The sequence below is a fragment of the Stenotrophomonas sp. 99219_Sma genome (genome assembly GCF_056480785.1).
Window position 1 is genome coordinate 1,689,838 of the sequence record NZ_CM151117.1, and the last position, 21,458, is coordinate 1,711,295.

Annotated in this window: 22 protein-coding genes and 2 tRNA genes; 12 read left to right on the top strand and 12 right to left on the bottom strand. The window is 67.1% G+C overall.

Annotation, left to right across the window (positions count from 1 at the left end; translation table 11 throughout):
* Positions 1-33 precede the first annotated feature (33 nt).
* From ACZK13_RS07765 to ACZK13_RS07800, 8 genes are all read right to left on the bottom strand, one after another.
* Positions 34-110 (bottom strand) — tRNA-Arg (locus tag ACZK13_RS07765).
* Positions 101-1,027 (bottom strand): alpha/beta hydrolase family protein, encoded by a 927-nt coding sequence (locus ACZK13_RS07770; protein WP_125895931.1) that lies wholly within the window; start codon positions 1,025-1,027, stop codon positions 101-103. Before ACZK13_RS07770 ends, ACZK13_RS07765 begins: the two co-directional genes overlap by 10 nt.
* A complete protein-coding gene (gene thiD / locus ACZK13_RS07775) occupies positions 1,024-1,833 on the bottom strand; it encodes a bifunctional hydroxymethylpyrimidine kinase/phosphomethylpyrimidine kinase (protein ID WP_049400932.1) in 810 nt (269 codons plus the stop codon). The genes ACZK13_RS07770 and thiD overlap by 4 nt, the downstream gene beginning before the upstream one ends.
* A gap of 64 nt (positions 1,834-1,897) precedes the next feature.
* Positions 1,898-2,566: a YoaK family protein gene (locus ACZK13_RS07780; RefSeq protein WP_049463692.1), complete on the bottom strand. Its 669-nt coding sequence runs from the start codon at positions 2,564-2,566 to the stop codon at positions 1,898-1,900.
* Between the two features lie 12 nt (positions 2,567-2,578).
* Positions 2,579-3,085, bottom strand: coding sequence for a hypothetical protein (locus ACZK13_RS07785; RefSeq protein ID WP_032128845.1), 507 nt, complete (start codon positions 3,083-3,085; stop codon positions 2,579-2,581).
* Positions 3,082-4,482 carry a PhoH family protein gene (locus ACZK13_RS07790; protein WP_010484287.1) on the bottom strand — a complete coding sequence of 467 codons (1,401 nt, stop codon included), beginning with the start codon at positions 4,480-4,482 and terminating at the stop codon, positions 3,082-3,084. Before ACZK13_RS07790 ends, ACZK13_RS07785 begins: the two co-directional genes overlap by 4 nt.
* An 84-nt stretch (positions 4,483-4,566) precedes the next feature.
* Positions 4,567-5,046 carry a peroxiredoxin gene (locus ACZK13_RS07795; RefSeq protein WP_032128846.1) on the bottom strand — a complete coding sequence of 160 codons (480 nt, stop codon included), beginning with the start codon at positions 5,044-5,046 and terminating at the stop codon, positions 4,567-4,569.
* 79 nt (positions 5,047-5,125) lie between these two features.
* The gene (locus ACZK13_RS07800; protein ID WP_005409051.1) at positions 5,126-5,686 is read right to left on the bottom strand and encodes a glycine cleavage system transcriptional repressor; all 561 of its coding nucleotides are present in this window, start codon (positions 5,684-5,686) and stop codon (positions 5,126-5,128) included.
* 164 nt (positions 5,687-5,850) lie between these two features.
* On the opposite strand from ACZK13_RS07800, the gene dapA reads away from it, so the two are divergent.
* Positions 5,851-6,744, top strand: coding sequence for a 4-hydroxy-tetrahydrodipicolinate synthase (gene dapA / locus ACZK13_RS07805; protein WP_049423505.1), 894 nt, complete (start codon positions 5,851-5,853; stop codon positions 6,742-6,744).
* A 32-nt stretch (positions 6,745-6,776) separates the two neighbouring features.
* The gene (locus ACZK13_RS07810; RefSeq protein ID WP_006432432.1) at positions 6,777-7,292 is read left to right on the top strand and encodes a hypothetical protein; all 516 of its coding nucleotides are present in this window, start codon (positions 6,777-6,779) and stop codon (positions 7,290-7,292) included.
* A 197-nt stretch (positions 7,293-7,489) separates the two neighbouring features.
* Here the strand turns inward: ACZK13_RS07810 and fdxA are convergent, their stop codons facing one another.
* Complete coding sequence (fdxA, locus tag ACZK13_RS07815) at positions 7,490-7,813, bottom strand: ferredoxin FdxA (protein WP_004153066.1); 324 nt, start codon at positions 7,811-7,813, stop codon at positions 7,490-7,492.
* 192 nt (positions 7,814-8,005) lie between these two features.
* Here fdxA and ACZK13_RS07820 point away from each other — a divergent pair, with 192 nt between their 5' ends.
* Positions 8,006-9,430 carry a sugar porter family MFS transporter gene (locus tag ACZK13_RS07820; RefSeq protein ID WP_253146058.1) on the top strand — a complete coding sequence of 475 codons (1,425 nt, stop codon included), beginning with the start codon at positions 8,006-8,008 and terminating at the stop codon, positions 9,428-9,430.
* Positions 9,431-9,808: 378 nt separating this feature from the next.
* Here ACZK13_RS07820 and ACZK13_RS07825 read toward each other — a convergent pair.
* Positions 9,809-9,883, bottom strand: a tRNA-Glu gene (locus ACZK13_RS07825).
* 52 nt (positions 9,884-9,935) lie between these two features.
* Here ACZK13_RS07825 and pcnB point away from each other — a divergent pair.
* The 9 genes from pcnB to ACZK13_RS07870 all read left to right on the top strand — a co-directional run bounded on the left by pcnB (position 9,936) and on the right by ACZK13_RS07870 (position 19,534).
* Positions 9,936-11,315: a polynucleotide adenylyltransferase PcnB gene (pcnB, locus tag ACZK13_RS07830; RefSeq protein WP_032128849.1), complete on the top strand. Its 1,380-nt coding sequence runs from the start codon at positions 9,936-9,938 to the stop codon at positions 11,313-11,315.
* 3 nt (positions 11,316-11,318) lie between these two features.
* Positions 11,319-11,804, top strand: coding sequence for a 2-amino-4-hydroxy-6-hydroxymethyldihydropteridine diphosphokinase (gene folK / locus ACZK13_RS07835; protein WP_253145929.1), 486 nt, complete (start codon positions 11,319-11,321; stop codon positions 11,802-11,804).
* 34 nt (positions 11,805-11,838) lie between these two features.
* On the top strand, positions 11,839-12,654 hold the full coding sequence (gene panB, locus ACZK13_RS07840) for a 3-methyl-2-oxobutanoate hydroxymethyltransferase (RefSeq protein WP_005416119.1): 816 nt from the start codon (positions 11,839-11,841) through the stop codon (positions 12,652-12,654).
* Positions 12,651-13,490, top strand: a complete 840-nt coding sequence (gene panC, locus ACZK13_RS07845) for a pantoate--beta-alanine ligase (RefSeq protein WP_125895697.1) — start codon at positions 12,651-12,653, stop codon at positions 13,488-13,490. The genes panB and panC overlap by 4 nt, the downstream gene beginning before the upstream one ends.
* A 66-nt stretch (positions 13,491-13,556) precedes the next feature.
* The gene (locus ACZK13_RS07850; protein WP_049400941.1) at positions 13,557-14,054 is read left to right on the top strand and encodes a hypothetical protein; all 498 of its coding nucleotides are present in this window, start codon (positions 13,557-13,559) and stop codon (positions 14,052-14,054) included.
* An 87-nt stretch (positions 14,055-14,141) separates the two neighbouring features.
* A complete protein-coding gene (gene panD, locus ACZK13_RS07855; protein ID WP_032128853.1) occupies positions 14,142-14,522 on the top strand; it encodes an aspartate 1-decarboxylase in 381 nt (126 codons plus the stop codon).
* Positions 14,519-16,033 (top strand): glucose-6-phosphate isomerase, encoded by a 1,515-nt coding sequence (gene pgi / locus ACZK13_RS07860; RefSeq protein WP_125895698.1) that lies wholly within the window; start codon positions 14,519-14,521, stop codon positions 16,031-16,033. Before panD ends, pgi begins: the two co-directional genes overlap by 4 nt.
* A gap of 316 nt (positions 16,034-16,349) precedes the next feature.
* Positions 16,350-16,556, top strand: a complete 207-nt coding sequence (locus ACZK13_RS07865) for a DUF6229 family protein (RefSeq protein ID WP_049400943.1) — start codon at positions 16,350-16,352, stop codon at positions 16,554-16,556.
* Positions 16,557-16,636: 80 nt separating this feature from the next.
* Positions 16,637-19,534, top strand: coding sequence for a type 2 lanthipeptide synthetase LanM family protein (locus ACZK13_RS07870; RefSeq protein ID WP_180838576.1), 2,898 nt, complete (start codon positions 16,637-16,639; stop codon positions 19,532-19,534).
* An 18-nt stretch (positions 19,535-19,552) separates the two neighbouring features.
* On the opposite strand, the gene ACZK13_RS07875 is transcribed toward ACZK13_RS07870, so the two are convergent.
* Positions 19,553-20,122 (bottom strand): response regulator transcription factor, encoded by a 570-nt coding sequence (locus ACZK13_RS07875; protein ID WP_012510702.1) that lies wholly within the window; start codon positions 20,120-20,122, stop codon positions 19,553-19,555.
* Positions 20,119-21,345, bottom strand: a complete 1,227-nt coding sequence (locus tag ACZK13_RS07880; RefSeq protein WP_032128856.1) for an ATP-binding protein — start codon at positions 21,343-21,345, stop codon at positions 20,119-20,121. The genes ACZK13_RS07875 and ACZK13_RS07880 overlap by 4 nt, the downstream gene beginning before the upstream one ends.
* Positions 21,346-21,458: the final 113 nt, after the last annotated feature.

Below are 21,458 nucleotides of genomic sequence, written 5' to 3' on the forward strand. Positions count from 1 at the left end.
ATTTCCAGCGGCGGATGCTGAAAACCTGTCGAGTGGTGCGCCCGGAGAGATTCGAACTCCCGACCGCCTGGTTCGTAGCCAGGTACTCTATCCAACTGAGCTACGGGCGCCCTGCGACAGGAGCGGAATTATGCGGATGTCGGCGCGTACCGTCAACAGTTTTGTGAAAATTTTCATCCAACTGAATGAAAAAGCTGTCAGCTACGGCCTCCGGCGCCTTCAGCCACGCGAAATGATCGGCGCGCGTGCCCAGTTCCTGCGCGGACAGCACGCGCAGCTGCGCGTCCACATTCGGCAGCTTCGCCAGAAGCGTCTGCATCGATCCGGTGGGTGCCAACCAGTCGTGCTCCATCAATACGGCCTGTGCGCTGCCATGCACGCGCGCCATCTGCGCATCGAGGTCTTCGTTCATGCCGGCCGCGGCGTAGTGGTTGTTCAGGCCAACGCGTGCCCAGTCGGCGATCAGCCCGCGCGCTTCGGTGCCACCGAAGCCGAGGCGCCGACCATGCAGCACGCCCTGGCGTTGCGCGATCCACGGCAGGAAACGATAGACCAGTGGCAGCAGCCAGCCACGCGGTGGCGGGAAGCCGCGCCAGAACGGTGAGCCGCTGGCGGCCAGCCACAGCCGGTTGAAGTGCTGCGGGTTGCGGCCGGCATGCACGCAGGCCAGCTGCCCGCCCAGACTGTGTCCACCGATGATCCAGGGCAGGGCGTCGGCGGCGTCATCCGCTGCGGCCAGGACGGCCTGGCTGGCCGGCAGATCCTGTTCGAGTACCTCGCGATAGCCCCAGTCCTGCGTGCGCGACGGGCGCAGTGAGCTGCTGCCGTTGCCGCGCCACTCATGCAGGTAGACCGCCACGCCCTTCGCCGCCAGCGCCGATGCCAGTGGCAGGTAGTGACGCGCGGCCACGCCCAGCGCTGGCAGCCACAGCAGGCGCGCGATGGGCTGTGCAGGCACGCAGGCGATCACTTCGTAGCGATGGCCGTCGTCGCACTGCACGGCGAGGACGCTCGACGTCAGGCTCATGCGTGCGGTGCCGCGCCGAAGTGATCGAGCACCAGCACCTCGCTGCGGCCAGGCGCGTAGCCCTGCTGCAGGCCGCGCGCAACGTAGTCGATGCCGGCTTCGCAGGCATTGGCCAGGCTCAGGCCGTTGCACAGCTGCGCGGCGATGGCCGAGGCGAGCGTGCAGCCTGTGCCATGTGCGTCCAGCGGCAGGCGGGCGTGGATGAATTCTTCGCTGCTGACGCCGTCGAAGTAGCGATCGATCACGCGGTTGCCTTCCTGCAGGTGGCCACCCTTGAGCAGGACTGCGCCGGCTCCGAGATCGAGCAGGGCAGAGGCAGCCTGTTCGGCGTCATCGCCGTTGGCGATCTTCCGGCCGATCAGGAGTTCTGCTTCCGGGGTATTGGGCGTAACCAGCGTCGCCAACGGCAGCAGGCGTTCGCGCATGGCCTTGAGCGCACTTTCCTCCAGCAGGCGCGCGCCGCTGGTGGCGACCATCACCGGGTCCAGCACCACGTGCGGCGGGCGATGCTTTTCCAGTGCGTCGGCGACGGCATGGATCACCTCGGCGTTGGCCAGCATGCCGAGTTTCACGGCATGGATATCGAAGTCATCGAAGCAGGCTTCGATCTGCGCCTGCAGGAATGCGATCGGTGGCACATGCACGGCGGTGACGCCACGGGTGTTCTGTGCAGTCAGCGCGGCGAACACGGCCAGGCCATGCACGCGGTGCGCGGCGAAGGCCTTGAGATCGGCAGGGACACCGGCGCCACCGCCGGAGTCGGAGCCGGCGATGGTGAGGGCGGAAACGGGAGTGGTCGGGCTCATTCGGCGATTGTGCCGTGGTCCAGCTGGGGAAGGTAGATCCACGCCATGCGTGGATGTCCTTGATTCAATGCCGCCAACGCGCCCACTGCTGGTACACCACATAACCCAGCCCGGTCAGGCCGGTCAGCAGGGCGGGGGCGAGCAGGGCGTCGTATTGCCAGCGCATGAACAACCAGGCGCCGAGGATGCCGCCGGCGAGGAAGCCGCTGATGATCAGGCCGCTGAGGGTCAGCCGCCGTACCTGCAGCGGCAGTCCGCGCAGCAGGTGGCCCAGGCCGATGCCGAGGTCGGTGAACATGCCGCTGAGGTGGGTGGTGCGCACCACCGCGCCACTGAAGGTGGTCGCCATCGCATTCTGCAGGCCGCAGGCCATGGCGGCGGCCAGTGCACCCCAGATCTGATGCTGTTCGAACAGCGGAATGGCCACCAGCAGCAGTGCCGATTCCAGCGCCAGCGCGACACCGTAGCGGCGGCCCAGCTGCAATGCGCTGTCCTGGATCAGCAGGCCGCTGAGCATCGCGCCCAGCGAAAACGCGATCAGCAATCCCCACAGGTGGCCGACCGCGCGCCAGTCACCCTGGGCCAGCGCCATGCCCAGCTGGCTGGTGCTGCCGGTCATGTGGCTGACCGCCTGGTGCTCGAAACCGAGGAAGCCGACCACGTTGACCATGCCGGCAACGCACGAGAGCGCGACCGCGCCGATCCAGACCCAGGTGGGCAGGCGTATTCCCATCGGCGGGGCCCCTCAGGGCCCGCCGAAGCCGCCGTTGAACTGCAGCTCGCTGAAGGTGTTGCTGGCCGGGTCGAATACCGCGCCCCAGAACTGCGTGCCGCCGTCACAGACGCGGATCGCTTCCCGTGCCGGGTTGATGCCGCTGTCGTCGGGCAGATGGAAGGCGTTGATGTAGATCAGACGCTTGCCGGCGCTTTCGATGCCGACGTACTGGCGGTCGAAGTCCAGCACCTTCGGTACCTGTGATTCCAGCGACGACAGCTGCGCTTCCAGCTGGTCGATCTGCTGCCGGCTGGGCGCCCAGTAACCACTGACCCGCCCGGCCTCGCGGCCGGGACTGGGGCGCGAGCAGGTATCGAGTACCTGCGCGGCGATGATCGGGCGGGTGACCACCCAGGATTGGCCGGTACGCTCGGCGGTCGGCACGCTGGCGGGGCCGCGCGTGGTGGTGCAGGCACCCAGGACGGCTGCGAGGGCGATCGCAGCCGTGGGCAGCAGCAGGCGGGTGCAGCGGTTCACAACACCTCCGAAGCGTAATCGGCCAGGCGTGAGCGTTCGCCTCGGCGCAGGGTGATGTGCGCACTATGCGGCCAGTTTTTGAAGCGATCCACCGCGTAGGTCAGGCCCGAGGTGGTCTCGGTCAGGTACGGGGTGTCGATCTGCTCGACGTTGCCCAGGCAGACGATCTTGGTGCCGGGGCCGGCACGGGTGATCAGCGTCTTCATCTGCTTGGGGGTGAGGTTCTGCGCCTCGTCCAGGATCAGGTAGCGCGACAGGAATGTGCGGCCGCGCATGAAGTTCATCGAGCGGATCTTGATGCGGCTGGCGAGCAGGTCGTTGGTCGCCTGGCGTCCCCAGGTGCCGCCTTCCTGGTTGTGCGTGAGCACTTCCAGGTTGTCGGTCAGTGCACCCATCCACGGCGTCATCTTCTCTTCCTCGGTGCCGGGCAGGAAGCCGATGTCCTCGCCGACGCTGACCGTGGCGCGGGTCATGATGATCTCGCGGTAGCGCTGCTGGTCCATCGTCTGCGCCAGGCCGGCGGCCAGCGCCAGCAGGGTCTTGCCGGTGCCGGCGGTACCCAGCAGCGTGACGAAGTCGATCTCCGGATCCATCAGTGCGTTGAGCGCGAAGTTCTGTTCTCGGTTGCGTGCGCTGATGCCCCACACGGCGTGGCTGCCGTGGCGGAAATCATCGACCAGTGACAGCACCACCTTGCCGTCGCCGACCACGCGGCTGACGCGCAGCTCGACTTCATCTTCGCCAGGCAGGTAGACGTACTGGTTCGGGTACCACTCCTCGCCATCCTGCGCCAGGATTTCGTAATGCGTGCGGCCCTTGTCGCTCCAGCTGCGCAGGTCATCGCCGTGGCGCTTCCAGAAGTCTTCCGGCAGCTCGGTGGCGCCGGTGTAGAGCAGGCTGAAATCGTCCAGCGCACGGTCGTTCTCGTAGTCCTCGGACACGATGCCGGCGATCGCGGCCTTGATCCGCAGGTTGATGTCCTTGGAAACGAACACCACCGGCAGGTCCGGGGTTTCTTCCTTCAGCGCCAGGATCGCGCCGAGGATGGCGTTGTCCGGGATGACCTTGCCGAAGCTCTTGCCGGCGTCGAAATGGCTGGTCTGGAAGCGCAGCTTGCCGGCGCTCTGCTTGCCGCGCAGCTGCAGGCCATTGGGTCGCTGCAGCGGAATGCCGTCGGCCAGGTTGTCCAGGCCGGATTCCTGCACCAGCTCGTTGAGGAAGCGGCTCACCTGGCGGGCGTTGCGGCTCGCTTCGGAGGTGCCCTTCTTGCCGTTGTCCAGCTCCTCGATCACCTGCATGGGCAGGTAGACGTCGTGCTCCTCGAATTTGAACAGCGCGGTGGGATCGTGCATCAGCACGTTGGTATCCAGCACGTAGATGCGCTTGCCTCGGGTCATCGTCGATTCCTGGTTACGGACAGGGAAAAACCACCACGGCCTGCTGCGGGGCAGGGTGATGGCAGACACAGTAGGCAGTGGGACTCACTTGGACTGGGAGGCCTTCAGTTCGGCGAGAACGGCATCGGCATGGCCGGCAACCTTGACCTTGCGCCAGGACTGCACGATGCGGCTGTCGGGGGAAATCAAGAAGGTGCTGCGTTCGATGCCACGTACCTGCTTGCCGTACATGTTCTTCATCTTGATCACGTCGAAGGCGCCGCACAGCGCTTCGTCGCCATCGCTGACCAAGGGGAAGTTGAAGCCCTGCTTGGCACAGAAGTTGTCGTGCGACTTCACCGAGTCGCGCGAGACACCGAGTACCACCGCGCCTGCCTTCTTGAATTTGGGCAGAAGTGCGTTGAAGTCGATGCCTTCGGTGGTGCAGCCGGGGGTGCTGTCCTTGGGATAGAAGTACAGCACCAGCCAGTGGCCGGCGTAGTCGCCGAGAGTGGCCTGTTCGCCACCGGACAGCGCCAGCGGCAGGGAGAGGGTGGTGCTGTCCAGGGTATCGCCGTTGTTCATGAGGTCCTTCTGTCGAGCCTGGGTTCTTTCTACGACAATTGCATGAAACGCCACGCGCCCGTGAGAGGCGCGCGAAGAATCAGAATTTCATCGGGTCCATGATCGCGTCCAGGTTCAGGTGGTCGCAGAATTCAAGGAAATCGTCGCGCAGCGCGGCGATGTGCATGTTGGCCGGCACGCCGATGGTGACCTGCGCGCTGAACATCTCCGCACCGGTCTGCATGGCGCGGTAGCGCGTGCTCTGCAGGTTCTCGATGGTGATGCCCTGGCGGTCGAAGAAATCGGCCAGCTGGAACAGGATGCCGGGCTTGTCGGCGGCGATCACTTCGACGATGTACGGCAGCAGGTTGGACTGCGCCTGCTTGGCGGCAGTGCGGTACCAGACCAGCTTCAGGCCCTCTTCGCGCTCCAGCCGGGTCAGCATCGCTTCCAGCTTGGCCACCGAGTCCCAGGAGCCGGTGGCCAGGGCGGTGACCGAGACATCGCGGCCGACCGTGGCCAGGCGTGCGTCCACCAGATTGCAGCCGCTGTCGGCAATGCGGCGGGTGACGGACAGCAGGGGGGACTCCGGATGCGTCGTGTAGGCGTTGATCAGGAGGTGGTTTTCGCTCGGCGCGGGGCGCGGGGTGGTGTCGGTCAAGGCGATTCCGGGTAATGCATGCGTTAGTCTGAATGCCCGCCAGAGGCGGGGATCCACCGGTGTCCAGCATACTTGCCCGTGCTTTCGCGCCGCAAGTAACATTCAGGTCGCCCCCGGCCTTTCGTGGCGGGCGTTTTCCCTTTCCAGCCAAGAGCAGCACGTCCTTGTCCCTTTCCGGCCTCATCACCGCGCTGGCGACCCCGTTCCGGGCCGACGGCGCCCTCGATCCCGACGGTTGGCAGCGCCTGCTGCACCTGCAACTGGAAGGTGGCGTCCATGGCGTTGTCGTAGCCGGCTCGACCGGTGAAGCAGCGACCCTCACCGATGCCGAGTACGACCTGCTGCTGGCCAGCGCGGTCGAGCGCATCGGCGGCCGCATCCCGGTCATGGCCGGTACCGGCCTGTCGGGCACCGCCAAGACCATCGAACAGACCCGCCGTGCCGCCGCGCTTGGCGCCAGCCACGCGCTGGTGGTCACCCCGCCGTACGTGCGGCCGACCCAGGCTGGCCTGATCGCCCACTACCGCGCGGTTGCCGACCAGGGCGGGCTACCGGTCGTGCTGTACAACGTGCCCGGCCGTACCGGGTGCGACATGCAGCCGGAGACCGTGGCCGAACTGGCCAGCCATCCCAACATCGTCGGCATCAAGGAGGCGGTGGGTGACACCGGCCGGGTGCAGGCGCTGCTCGCCCTGCGCAGCCCGCAGTTTGCCGTGTTCAGTGGCGACGACGGTACGGCCGCGCGCTCGATCCAGGCCGGTATCGATGGCCTGATCTCGGTCGGCTCCAACGTGCTGCCCGGCGCCTACCGCCGGATGTGCGAGCTGGCTGCCGCCCACGACCACGAAGCCACCGGGTCCTGGGATGCGCGCCTGCAGCCGTTCCATGATTTCTGCGGCGTTGAGCCGAACCCGATTCCGGTCAAGGCGTTGCTGCGCCGTATCGGCATCGGTCACGACCTGCGCCTGCCGCTGCTGCCGCTGTCGGTGGCGCACCATCCGGCGGCCGATCACCTTGCCGGCGACATCGCCGCCCTCGAAGCCCTTTCCAGCCACTGACCTTCCGTCTTGGTCTGACCCAGGAGATTCACATGCGTCAATCCGTATCCACCGTCCGCGTGCTGTCCTACGCCCTGCTTGCGGTGGCCGTTGCCGCCGGCACCACCGGCTGCTTCAAGCGTGGCGTCAAGGGCGACTACGCCCTGGCCCCGGAAATGCGTCCGCTGGAAGTGCCGCCGGACCTGAACCTGCCCAACGCCACCAGTGACAACAAGGTGCCGACCCTTGCCTCGGCGACCAAGCCGGCGGCCCCGGTGGCTGCGGCCCCGGCCGTGGGCAACACCGGTTTCACCATCGCCGGCGGCAAGGACGAGGCTTTCGCCAAGGTCGGCACCGCGCTGGAAGGCGTGGAAGGCGTGACCATCGCCAGCCGCGCGCAGCTGCTGGGCTCGTATGACGTGGCCTACGAAGGCAGCAACTTCCTGGTCCGCGTGGTCGCCGTCGATGCCGGCGCCTACATCTCCGCGGTCGACCCGCGTGGCCTGCCGGCCACTGCAGAAGCGCCGGTGAAGCTGATCGCCGCGCTCAAGGCAAAGCTGGCCCAGTAAGGGCCGGTCGGGTGGGTGCGGGCCCAGGTCCGCACGTGCCCGGGTAGAGGCCGACCTTGGTCGGCGCTTCTGTGCCAACCAAGGTTGGCACCTACCGGATCTTGCGGTTGGCACCTATCGGATCGCGCGGATGCTATCTGCCGAGCAACGAAAAAGGGCGCCATAGGCGCCCTTTTCGTTGCCGCAAGAGGCGCTTCTCAGCGCTCCAGCAGCTTCAGCTTGTCCGGCTTGCCGTCCCATTCGCCGGCGTCGGCGGGCGGGTCCTTGCGCACGGTCAGTACCGGCCACTCCTTCGCCAGCTCGGCGTTGAGGGCGACGAAGCTCTCCTGGCCGGCAGGAACATCGTCCTCCGGGAAGATCGCGTTGACCGGGCATTCCGGTTCGCAGAGGGTGCAGTCGATGCACTCATCCGGGTCGATCACCAGGAAGTTCGGGCCTTCGTGGAAGCAATCCACGGGGCATACTTCCACGCAATCGGTGTGTTTGCACTTGATGCAGTTTTCGGTGACGACAAAGGGCATGGGCTGGGGGTGGATCGATTCCTGAACCCGCCAATTCTAGAACAGGTTGGCCCCCGGTGTCGGCGCGGGGCGGAAATCGGGCGTCTGGCAGGCGCGGCCGTGGTGGTCGTTGGCGGCAGGGTGAGGCCTGTGCGACGCTGCGGGTCAGCCGGCTGCGTTGGATGGCCGGACCCCTTCCCAGCAGGATCGTTCATGTCCCCAGCTCAGCCCTACATCGCCTCCCATGGTGGTGAGAACACCGCATTCATCGTCCTGATCAGCTGCGTGGCCACGCTGGGTGGATTCCTGTTCGGCTTCGACAGTGGTGTCATCAATGGCACGGTCGACGGCCTGCGCCAGGCCTTCAACTCCAGCGAGGCGGCGCTCGGTTTCGAAGTGGCCTCGATGCTGCTGGGCTGCGCGATCGGTGCCTTCCTGGCCGGCTGGCTGGGGGATCGCCTGGGCCGTCGTGGCGTGCTGATCGCCTCGGCACTGATGTTCCTGGTCTCGGCGCTGGGCGCCGGTGCCGCTCACGCTTCCTGGCTGTTCATCGCCGCACGCGTGCTCGGCGGCTTCGCGGTGGGCGCGGCCAGCGTGATGTCGCCGGCCTACATTGCCGAGGTGGCCTCGGCGCGCTATCGCGGGCGTTTGGCCACGGTGCAGCAGATGGCGATCATCTGCGGCCTGTTCGCCGCCTTCCTCAGCAATTACCTGCTGGCCCGAGCTGCTGGGGCGTCAACCGAGCCGCTATGGCTGGGCCATGAGGCCTGGCGCTGGATGTTCTGGATGCAGGCGCTGCCGTCCGGGCTGTTCCTGCTGTTGTTGCTGGTGATTCCGGAAAGCCCGCGCTTCCTGGTCCTGAAGGGGCGTCAGCAGCAGGCGAGGGCGGTACTGTCGCGGCTGTACGGCGAGGCGGCAGCGGCGACCAAGCAGGCCGAGATCGAAGCCAGCTTGGCCCAGGATCAGCACAAGCCGCGCTTCAGCGACCTGCGCGACACGGTCACCGGCAAGCTGCGCCCGATCCTCTGGGTAGGCATTGGCCTGGCCATGTTCCAGCAGCTGGTCGGCATCAACGTGGTGTTCTATTACGGCGCGGTGCTGTGGCAGGCGGTGGGCTTCTCGGAAAGCGACGCGCTGCTGATCAACGTGCTGTCCGGCGCGCTGAGCATCGGCGCCTGCCTGCTGACGGTGCTGTTGATCGACCGCATCGGGCGCAAGCCGCTGCTGTGGATCGGCTCGGTTGGGATGTCGGTGGCGCTGGTGCTGATGGTGGTCGCCTTCGCCAGTGGCAGCCTGGCCGATGGTCGCCTGCAGCTGTCCGACGGCATGGGCCGGCTGGCGCTGGTTGCGGCCAACGTCTACGTGGTGTTCTTCAACATGTCCTGGGGCCCGGTGATGTGGGTGATGCTGGGCGAAATGTTCCCGAACCAGATCCGCGGCCCGGCGTTGGCCGTTGCCGGTGCGGCGCAGTGGACGTCGAATTTCGCGATCACCGTGACCTTCCCGATGCTGCTGGCCGGCATCGGCCTGGCCGGTGCCTATGGCATCTATATGGTCGTGGCGATCCTTTCGATCTTCTTTGTGGTCCGCTACGTGCGCGAGACCAAGGGCAAGGAGCTGGAGCAGATGGAAGGCTGACGGCCGGCCTGTGTTTCAGCGCCTCCTTTCTCCGTGGGGAGGCTGCAGGCCAGCCGATCCAGGACACGCCGTAAACCCATCCATGGGGGCTCGATGGCGCCATCCATGGCGCCAACGGTCCTGGATCGGCTGGCCTGCAGCCTCTCGACACATTGCGGGTGGCGGACGCAGGTCTGCGCGTCGGGATTGAATTGGCTGCGGAGGAGCGAGGCTGTTCGTGCCGCCGTCGCGGGAAATCGTCTGGAGGGGGTGGCCCGCCCCCTCCCGCGCAGGAACAGGAAGGCGCTACTGCGACCAGGCCGACCGATGCCAATGCAATCCCCGGAAAACAGAAAAGCCCGCACAAAGGCGGGCTTTTTCGGTTCCTGCTGCGGCGACTGGCGCTCCCTAGGGGACTCGAACCCCTGTTTTAGCCTTGAGAGGGCCACGTCCTAACCACTAGACGAAGGGAGCGTAACTGTGTCGCTGCCGAGGCAGGAGCGCTAGTATATGCACCTCGATGCCATTGGGCAATCCCGAAACTTCAACCGGAAGCGCCAACATCATTTCCTCTGCTACATCACCGTTCAGCCTGCGCGTCATCCCGCGCGACCAGCACACGATCTCCCGCAAGGACATCAGCCCGAACGCCCTGCGCGTGCTTTATCGCCTGCGCGATGCCGGCTTCGGCGCCTACCTTGTCGGCGGCGCGGTGCGCGATCTGCTGGTCAATGGCCAACCCAAGGATTTCGACGTGGCCACCGACGCCACGCCCGAACAGGTCAAGCAGCTGTTCCGCAACTGCCGCCTGATCGGTCGCCGGTTCCGCCTCGCCCACGTCGTGTTCGGCCGCGAGATCATCGAAGTCGCCACCTTCCGTGCCAACAGCGATGACGGCAGCGGCGACCGCGAGATGGAAAACGGCATGCTCGTGCGCGACAACGTGTACGGCACCATCGAAGACGACGCCATCCGCCGCGACTTCACCTGCAACGCCCTGTACTACGCCATCGAGGACTTCTCGGTGCGCGATTACACCGGCGGCTTCGAAGACGTCCAGGCGCGCCTGATGAAGCTGATCGGCGACCCCGAGCAGCGTTATCGCGAAGATCCCGTGCGCATGCTGCGTGCGGTGCGCCTGGCGGCCAAACTCGGCTTCCAGATCGAAGAGGGCACCGCCGCGCCGATCCCGCACCTGGCGGGCCTGCTCAACGAAGCCGCACCGGCGCGCCTGTTCGAAGAAGTGCTGAAGCTGTTCCTGTCCGGGCACGGCGTGGCCAGCTTCGAAGGCCTCGAACGTTACGGCCTGCTGGACGTGCTGTTCCCGGAGAGCGCCAAGGCGCTGAAGTCCAACCGCACCGGCGCGCTGCGCCGCATGCTGGTGGAGGGCCTGGCCAACACCGATGCACGCGTGGCCAACGATGAACCAGTCTCGCCCGCGTTCCTGTTCGCGCTGCTGCTGTGGCCGGCGTTCTGCCGCGCCCAGGCAACCCTGCTCAAGCAGGGCGTGGCACCGGAAGAGGCGCAGCGCCGTGCGGCCGACCGCGTCACGGTCCAGCAGCTGAGCACCATCGCGCTGCCGCGCCGCTTCTCGCTGCCGATGCAGGAAATCTGGCTGCTGCAGTCGCGCTTCAGCTCGCGCCAGCGCAAGCGCGTGTTCCGTACCCTGACCCATCCGCGCTTCCGCGCTGCGTTCGACTTCCTCAGCCTGCGCCAGGTGGCCTCGGCCGAGCACGCCGCCGATGTCGAGTTCTGGCGTGAGGCGCAGGCGCAGTCCGGTCGCGAGCTGGAATCGTCGCTGGACGTGATGCACAGCGAAGAGGGGGATGACGAGAGCGGGGCACCGCGCAAGCGCCGCCGTCGCCGCCGTCGTCCGGGTGCCCCGGCCGGTGCGGCTGGCGAGTAAACGATGACCCTTGCCTGGATCGGCCTCGGCGCCAACCTTGGCGACGCGGCCGTCACCGTCGGCGCGGCGATTGCCGCGCTCGACGGCCTGCCCGATACCCGCCTGCGCCAAGCCTCAAGGCTGTACGCCACGCCGGCCTGGGGCAATGAAGACCAGCCGCCGTTCGTCAACGCGGTGGCTGCGGTCGAGACCACGCTGCCCGCCGATACGCTGCTGCAGGCGATGCTGGCGCTGGAGCAGCGTTTTGGTCGCGTACGCGATCCGGCGGTGCACTGGGGCCCGCGCGCGCTGGACCTGGACCTGCTGCTGTATGGCGCGCAGATGCTCGACCAGCCTGGTCTGCAGGTGCCGCATCCTTACCTGCACGAGCGTGCCTTCGTGTTGGTGCCGCTGGCCGAAATCGCGCCGGATCTGGCCATTCCCGGCCATGGCCGCGTGCGGGATGCAGTGATGCGGGTGGATGCCTGCGGGATTGCGCCGATAGGGTGATAATGCCCGGGTTATCTCCCCCGGTTATCAGCACATGAGCACCCACGCAGACAGCAAGCCCTGGACCGTTCCCGCCCTGGCCGAGGCCAAGCGCAATGGCCAGAAGCTGGTCATGTTGACCGCCTACGACGCCGGCTTCGCCCGCACTTTCGATGCCAACGGCGTCGACCTGATCCTGATCGGCGATTCGCTGGGCATGGTCGTGCAGGGCCATGATTCGACCTTGCCGGTGACCGTGGCCGACATGGTCTACCACACCCGCGCCGTGGCCCGCGTGCTGCAGCGTGCGTTGCTGGTGGCCGACCTGCCGTTCGGCGCCGATGCCACCCCGGAGCGCGCGCTGGATGCCTCGTTGCAGCTGCTGCAGGCGGGCGCGGAGATGGTCAAGATCGAAGGTGCCGGCTTCAAGGTCGACATCATCCGCTACCTGGTGGAGCGCGAGATTCCGGTCTGCGCGCATCTGGGCCTGACCCCGCAGTCGGTGCTGCGACTGGGCGGCTTCAAGATCCAGGGTCGTGGCGATGCCGCGCGCCAGCTGGTGGAAGATGCCAAGGCTGTGGCCGCTGCCGGCGCCAGCATCATGGTGCTCGAATGCGTGCCGACTCCGGTCGCCGCCGAAGTGACCGCTGCGGTGGATGTGCCGACCATCGGCATTGGCGCAGGCCCGCAGTGCGATGGCCAGGTGCTGGTGCTGCATGATTTCCTCGGCCTGGACAGTGGTCATCGCCGTCCCAAGTTCGTCAAGGATTTCCTTGCCGAAGGCGGTTCGGTGGCCGGTGCCACCCGCGCCTATGCCGACGCGGTGCGCGACGGCAGCTTCCCCGACGAACAGCACGCCTACGCCCAATGATCCAGACCTTCAACGAGCTCGGCGCACTGCGCGGGCAGATCGCCCAGTGGAAGCGCGAGGGCCTGCGGGTGGCGCTGGTGCCGACCATGGGCAACCTGCATGGAGGTCACCATTCGCTGGTGACCCTGGCCCGCCAGTACGCCGACAAGGTGGTGGCGAGCATCTTCGTCAACCCGACCCAGTTCGGGCCGAACGAGGATTTCAGCCGCTACCCGCGCACGCCAGAGGCCGATGTGGCCGGGCTGGAGCAGGCCGGCTGCGATGCGGTGTGGCTGCCCAGCGTCGAGGTGATGTACCCGCTGGGGGTGGACAAGACCACGCGCATGCACGCGCCGGGCGTGAGTGAAGTGCTGGAAGGCGCCAGCCGTCCGGGGCACTTCGATGGCGTTTGCACGGTGGTCGCGCGCCTGTTCCTGCAGGTGCAGCCGGACGTGGCCGTGTTTGGCCGCAAGGACTACCAGCAGCTGGCCGTCATCAAGCAGATGGTGGCCGAACTGTCGTTCCCGATCCAGATCGTCGGTGCGGACATCGTGCGCGACGAGGATGGCCTGGCCAAGAGTTCGCGCAACCAGTACCTGAGCGCCGAACAGCGCCCGGTCGCGACCAGCATCCACCGCACCCTGCTGGGCATGCGCGAGGGTTACGTGGCTGGCCAGTCGCGCGCGCAGATCGAGGCCGACGCAACGGCCGCGCTGCAGGCGGATGGTTTCCAGGTCGACTACGCCGTGTTGCGCACGCCGGAACTGGCCGAGCCGACCTTCGACGGCGGTGGCCGCGTGGCGCTGATCGCCGCCCGCCTAGGCAGCACGCGCCTGATCGACAACCTGGAGTTCTGAGCCGCATGCGGCTCCGGGGCGCCCGCAACGGGCGCCTCTCGACTTCCCACGGACGGGAGACCGGAAATGAAGACCCCCAGCACTGATACCGGCCGTCTTGCCCAGGCCTCGATCCTGGCGGTGCTGGCCGCCGGCATGCTGCCGGCCCAGCTGTTTGGCGGCCTGTTGTTCGCGCTTGAATTCCGGCGCACGCCGATGCCTGCGCTCACCGGCGGTGGGCTGATGTTCGTGTTGGCCGTGTGCAATGCGATCGCGGTGTTGCTGCCGATGGCGCTGATCCTGCAGTCTCAACAGCGGCTGCGCCGGACTGGATTCGTGCTGGTCGGCTTCGGACTGGGCGCGCTGGCCATGGCCACCTGCACCTGGCCGGGCGCGGACAATGGTCCGCTGCTGCAGCGCCTGCGCTATGTCGACACCTTCGACGTGATCAGCTATGCCTTGCAGGTGCTGGCCGCAGGTGGCTTCGGCCTGGTCGCCGGGCTGGCCTTCCATACGGTGTTCCGGCTGTCTCTGGAGGGCCGTTCCGGGCATGCCGCGCCGCCGCCGCCGGGGGAGGGGGCCTGAACAGCCCTCAGCGTCCTGCTGCGGCCCCCTGACGATGGCCAAGCGGGTGCTAGAATCCGCTCTTTCCTTTGCCGTTGCAGCGCCCCCATGCACCTGTCCCTGCTCAAGACCAAGATCCACCGCGCCACCGTCACCCATTCCGAGCTGAACTACGAAGGCTCGATCGCCATCGATGACAACCTGCTGGCTGCCACCGGCATCCGCGAGTTCGAGCAGGTGCACATCTGGGACGTGACCAACGGTGCGCGCTTCTCGACCTACGCCATCCGCGCCGAAGCCGGCAGCGGCGTCGTCTCGCTCAACGGTGGCGCTGCGCGTCACGTGCAGGTCGGTGACATCATCATCATCGCCGCGTTCGCCAGCATGACCGAGCAGGAAGCTGACAGCTTCAAGCCGAAGCTGGTGTACGTTGATGGCAAGAACCAGATCTCCCACACCAACGACACGATCCCGACCCAGGCCGCATGACAACGAACAACGGATTCGACTCGCTGCATTCCCACGCCCAGCGCCTGAAGGGCGCAAGCATTCCCAGCCTGCTCGCCGCCGAACCCGGCCGCGTGCAGGACCTGGCGCTGCGGGTCGGTCCGTTGTACGTCAACTTCGCGCGGCAGAAATACGATGCCGCGGCGTTGCAGGCCCTGCTCACGTTGGCCGCCGACCGTGATGTCGGTGGTGCCATCACCCGCTTGTTCCGTGGCGAGCAGGTCAACCTGACCGAAGGTCGCGCCGCGCTGCATACCGCGCTGCGCGGCGACGTGGTCGATGCGCCGGTTGCAGCCGAGGCCTATGCCACCGCGCGCGGGATCCGCCAGCGCATGGGCGTGCTGGTGCGTGCGCTGGAAGACAGCGGCGTCACTGACGTGGTCAGCGTCGGCATCGGTGGTTCCGATCTCGGTCCGCGCCTGGTCGCCGATGCGTTGCGCCCGGTCACCGGCGCGCGCCTGCGCGTGCATTTCGTATCGAACGTGGACGGCGCCGCCATGCAGCGCACGCTGGCCACGCTGGATCCGGCGAAGACCGCCGGCATCCTCATCTCCAAGACCTTCGGTACCCAGGAAACCCTGCTCAACGGCCAGATCCTGCACGACTGGCTGGGTGGCAGCGAGCGCCTGTATGCAGTCAGCGCCAATCCGGATCGCGCCGCCAAGGCCTTCGCGATCGCCGCCGATCGCGTACTGCCGATGTGGGACTGGGTCGGTGGCCGTTATTCGCTGTGGTCGGCCGTTGGTTTCCCGATCGCGCTTGCGATCGGTTTCGAGCGCTTCGAGCAGCTGCTGGAAGGCGCCGCGCAGATGGATGCGCACGCGCTGGATGCACCGCTGGAGCGCAACCTGCCGGTGCTGCACGGCCTGACCGACATCTGGAACCGCAACCTGCTGGGCCATGCCACGCACGCGGTGATGACTTACGACCAGCGCCTGGCGCTGCTGCCGGCCTACCTGCAGCAGCTGGTGATGGAAAGCCTGGGCAAGCGCGTGCAGCGTGACGGCCAGCCGGTCACCACCGACACCGTGCCGGTGTGGTGGGGCGGCGCGGGCACCGATGTGCAGCACAGCTTCTTCCAGGCACTGCATCAGGGCACCAGCATCGTTCCGGCCGACTTCATCGGCTGCGTACACAACGACGATCCCTACACGATCAATCATCAGGCCCTGCTGGCCAATCTGCTGGCGCAGACCGAAGCACTGGCCAATGGCCAGAGCAGCGACGACCCGCACCGTGATTACCCGGGCGGCCGCCCGAGCACGCTGATCCTGCTCGACGCGCTGACCCCGCAGGCGCTGGGTGCGCTGATCGCCATGTACGAACACGCCGTGTACGTGCAGTCGGTGATCTGGAACATCAACGCGTTCGACCAGTTCGGTGTCGAGTTGGGCAAGCAGCTGGCCAGTGGCCTGTTGCCGGCGCTGCAGGGTGAGGATGTGGCGATTGCCGATCCGATGACCCGCGAGATCCTGGCGCAGCTGAAGAGCTGACCCGGCCTGCGGATGTGCCGGCGCCGGCCGGCCATCCCATGTCTCTCCGGTTGCCTTCGATCCGGTCGCGCATGAATGTCTGCGCGGCCACTCATTCCGTGTCGTTACCGTGCTGCGCATGCAGCGCATCCGCGTGCCTGCCGCAGCGCAGCTTGACTGTGCATCGCGTGCCAATGCAGTGTGCACAGGCGGCTGTACCTGTCATCCAGTATCGCTCGCAGCATGATGTTGATGCCAGGGACTGGCCGTATCCGAAGGGACGTGGAATCGATCCATGTCCTCAACGCCTCATGTTGTGAATGACAGGAGATTGCGAATGGATCTGAACGACGATGTTGTGTCCGGCTGGCTCAATGGCTCGGACGATGTGGATGGATGCGCCAACCCTGCGGGTTCGCTGTTCATCTATGGCGCTGGGGCCACCGAGTCCGCGCTCACGTCGGCCTCCGACACCCTGATCACCGGTGGCGGTACCGAGTGCACCACCACGATGTCGGTGGTCAATCACTGCCTGTGCTGTTGATGTAGCCCGAGCCGGCACGCAGCGGCTTGCGCTGCGTGCCGGCGACTGGAACAGACTCTGGACACTTTGCAGGGGGCGTAATGACCGCTTCTCCGGCTGCGGCCGCGTTTGCGCGCATCACCGAACATTTTCTTGTCGACGCGCGCACAGCGTTGGCGGCTGGCCTGCATGACCCCGCCATCGATCTGCGGCCAGACGAGCGCGCACTCCTGCATGAGCAGGGCGATGCGGCGCTTCGTGAACATGCCCAGCTCAAGCTCAACCGCGTACTGCTGCTGGAACTGCATGCGGCCGCGCGCGGTGGTGACATCGGCCCGCTTGAGGGCGCCGGTGCGCTGGACGAATTCGTAACCCTCGCCACCAGCGAGGGCTTCCATGAGCATCTGCAGCGACGCTACCCGGTGCTGCTGCCGCGGCTGTCGCGCATGCTCGAAGGACAATGTGCGGCTGTGGTGGAGCTGGCCGCGCGCATCGGCCGTGATCGTGCGCTGCTGACGGACCTGCTCGGCAGTCCGGCAGGATCGCTGCGTGCCGTGTCGCTGGGGCGCGGTGACCTGCACGGTGGCGGCCGGACCGTGGCGCGGTTGCAGTTCGACGGCGGTACGCTGATGTACAAGCCGCGCTCGCTGCGCATCGATGCCACGCTTGATGGCCTGCTTGAAGCCGTCTTCGGCGAGGGCCCTGGCCGGGTACGCGTGCCGCGCGTGGTGGATCGTGGCAGCCACGGCTGGGCTGCATTTGCTGAGCACCGTTATTGTTCCGGTGACGAAGAGCTGCGCGCCTACTACCGCGGTCTCGGTCACTGGCTGGCCATCCTGCGCCTGGTGGGCGGGACCGACATCCATCTGGAGAACCTGATCGCGGTCGGGCCGGTGCCGGTGGTGGTCGACGCCGAAAGCGTGTTCTCGCAGGTCATCGACGTCGAACCATCCGGTCTGGGCGATGCCTATGACACGGCAGTCAAGCTGATGCGCAATTCGGTGCTGCGCACCGGTATCGTGCCGTTCCGCACCACCGGCCTCGGCATGGAAGGCGTGGACCTGTCCGCCGCCGGCGCACTGCCGGGCGAGCAGCCGCGCGTGCAGGTGCCGGTGATCATCGAAGACGGGACGGCGCCGGCGCGGCTGGGCTTGGTCGAGGCAGAGGTCGCCATCGCACAGAACCATCCGAGCCCGCAGCCCGATGTGTCGTTGTACTGGGATCACATCAGCGAGGGTTTCGTCGATGCCAGCGGGCGCCTGCGTGCGCTGGATGCCAGGGGCGAACTGATGCCGTTGCTGGCCGGTTTCGAGGGCTGCCAGGTGCGCGATGTGCGGCGGCCGACCATGGCCTACGCCGAGCTCGGGCGGATGCTCTGGCATCCGGCATCGCTGCACAAGGAAGCCCAGGCGGTTGAACGCGCGATCGACCTGCTGGTGCGCAATGCGGCGGTGTCACCGGCCGCGCCATCGGACCTGGAGACCGTGCGCGGCGAAGTGGACGACCTGCGCCACGGTGACATTCCGATCTTCGCATCGCAGCTGGACGCGGCCCGCATCCGCTCCATCACCGACAACTGGCGTGCGATGCGCATCGACCTGGAAGACGTGACCATCCGCAGCACGCTGGTAGCCACCGACCTGAACCAGCATGCGCTGGCCCGCGCCGAGGCTAGATCCGGCCACAGCTATGCAGCACAGCATCCGCGTGCGGACGACCTGGATGCACGCCGTCGCACGCTGGCCGCGCGCGCGGTGGAGAGCCTGCTGCGGCTGGCGGTGCACGGCGAAGACGGTTCGATGACCTGGATCACACCCGAGGTGACCCGTACCGGGTGGACCGTCCAGCCGGTGCAGCCCGACCTGTATTTCGGGCTGGGAGGCATTGCGTTCGCGCTGGCGGCCTACCGCCGGGAAGTGGAGCAGGGACGTGCCGATCCGGTGGCTGGGTTGGATCCGGCCATCGAAGGCGCCATTGCGGTGTTCCAGACCATGTGCGAGCGCCATCCCGCCGGGATCGATGGTGGTTTCGTCGGCTCGGGCTCGCAGATCTGGACCCTGCTGGCATTGCATGATCTGCTGCAGCGCCCCGCACTGCTCGCGCTGGCCGAGCGCTGTGCGGAAGGAGTGGAACGTCGTGGTTTCCAGGGGCCGGTGAAATTCGAACTGATTGATGGCGTGTCCGGCATGATCCTGCCGTTGCTGGCGCTGGCCGAGGCCACCGGCAGATCGCGCTGGCTGGAGTTGGCGGCTGCAGCCGGGCGCCGCATGCAGGAAGCAGCGATCGTCGATGCCGACGGCGCACGCTGGCCGACGCCACAGTTCCGCGAGCCGATCGGTGGCTTTGGCCACGGCGCGATGGGCATGGGCTGGGCGCTGGCACGGCTGGCGCGTTCGGATGCCGGCAGCGTGCCTGAGCGGGCCGCCTGGCGGCAGCTGGCCGAAGGAGCCTTTGCGTTCCAGGCGGCGCTGTTCGAGCCGCATACCGGGCGCTGGCGCGATATCCACCTGGAGGACGGGCAGAAGAATTTCCCGACCTGGTGCCATGGCAGTGTTGGCATCGGTCTGGCGGCGGCGGATCTGTATGCCCGCACCGGCGATCCCGCGCAGTTGCGTGACATGCGGCGGGCTGTGGCCGACGCGCGCGGCAAATGGGGGTTCAGCCACACCCTGTGCCATGGCGATGTGTCCACCCGGGAGTTGCTGGTGCTGGCGGCTGCGTTGGATCCGGAGGGGTGTCCCTATCCGCAGGACGAGGCCGCCATCGAGATCGTTTCTTCGATCGAGGAGCACCAGGGCATGGTCGGCGGGCTGACCCGCGCGGCCTTTACTCCGGGCCTGATGATCGGTCTGGCAGGGACGATCTATGGCTTCCTGCGCATGCATCCGGCCTGCACGCTGCCGTCGCCGCTGCTGCAGGAGACGGTAGCGGCGCGGGTCGATGCGTCGGCGTCGCGCTCCAGCGCCGCGCAGGACCGAGCAGTGCTGGCCGAGGTCTGAGCCGGACGGGTCCGGTGATCAACGGCTGGGATCGCGTTCCGGGCTTGGCCGCTTGGCCAGCTTGCGCTGCAGCGAACGCCGGTGCATGCCGAGCAGGCGGGCGGCTGCGGACACGTTGCCGCCGGTCTCGTGCATCGCCTGCTGGATGTGTTCCCACTGCAGGCGGCTGATCGGCGTCATCGCGTCGGGCACTTCCATCTCGCCATCGTCGGCCGGACCATCGTCTTCCTCGCCGAGGGCGCGCAGGATCATCGGCACCGTGGCCGGCTTCGGCAGGTAGTCGTCGGCACCAAGCTTGATCGCCTCCACGGCGGTGGCGATGCTCGCGTAGCCGGTCACCAGCAGGATGCGCATGTCCGCGCGCAGGGCACGCAGCGGCTGGATCAGTGCCAGGCCGGAATCGCTGCCCAGCTTCAGGTCGATCAGCGCGAACGCCGGCGGATGCTGGCGGGCCAGCGCCAGCGCACTGGCGGCATCCTGTGCGGTCTGTGTTTCAAGCCCCTTGCGGGCCAGGCTGCGCTGCAGGGTGCGCAGGTACAGCTCGTCGTCGTCGACCAGCAGGCCCAGGGTGGAGTGATGAAGGCTCATGGGGTGTCCTCACGTGGGGTCAGCGGCAGGCGGAAGCCGACGCGGCTGCCGGCCCCCTGGGCCGGGCGCATCCACATCTCGCCGTCGAGGCGTTCGATGGTGGCATGGGACAGGGCCAGGCCGACGCCCATGCCCTCGCTTTTGCTGCTGCCGAACAGCTTGCCCGGCAGCACCGCAGCACGGGCGTCGAAGCCGTGGCCGTAGTCGCGGACTTCGCCGATCAGGTCGTCGCCTTCGATGCGCAGGTCCAGGTCCACGCGCGGCCGGCCGGCCTGCTCGCCGGCATCGGCGGCATTGTTGAGCAGGACCATCAGCAGATGGCCCACGCCCGGGTCGAGTGGCAGCCGCAGCGGCGCATCGTCATTGCGATGCAGGTCGATGGTCGGCCGCACCAGGCGCCACTGTTCCAGTACCTGCTGGGCGCTGGAGTGGCTGCGACCCGGTGCATCGGCCGAGGCCGGTGCGGCCAGCGCCAGCACGCGCTCGCGGCACTGCACCAGCAGCTCGCGCAGGGTTTCCATGTCTTCGCGTACTTCGGGCTCTTCGCTGCGCTCGGCGACGTCATCGGCGAGCAGGGTCATGGTCGCCAGCGGCGTGTTCAGTTCATGCGCCACCGAGGCGGCATGGGTGGCCAGGGCGACGATGCCCTCGTTGCGGGCGAAGCGTTCGCGCAGGGCCGACAGTTCCAGTTCGCGCTGGCGCAGCGCCAGTGCCAGGCGGGTGGAAAAGGTCAGCACGACCGCTGCGGAAATCAGGAAATTGGCGACCACGCCCCAGCGGTTGAGGTCCTGCGCGCGGAAATAGCCATCCGGCAGCGACTGGCCGAAGATGCCGCTGGCGGCGTAGCCGAGCAGGCAGGCCAGCGCCACCGCCAGTGCCCAGCGCAGGGGCAGGGCGAACGCGGCGAGCGCGATCAGGATCAGGAACAGCGAACTGAACGGGTTGGCCATGCCGCCACTCCAGCCCACCATCCAGGTCAGGATGATCACGTCCACCAGAATGTGGCCGAATGCGGTCAGTGGCGCGGTGTCGGCCGCCTCCGGGCGCAGCTGGGTGTAGATGTTGAACAGGGTCAGCACGGCCACGCCCGCCCACAATGGCAGTTGCGGCAACGGCAGGCCCAGCACCCAGGTGGCAACCAGGATGGTGGCGGCCTGGCCACCTACGGCAAGCCAGCGCAGGCTGCACAGGGTTCGGAGAAACGGGGCGTCGGGACCGGTCATTCACGCTCATCGTATGCGTTCACGCGTGACCGTGCCTGCGACAATCGGCCGCAGCCGTGCCGCCGGCTGAATGCGAGTCACCCGGAATGCGGAGGCGGGCGGTAGAATGCGCC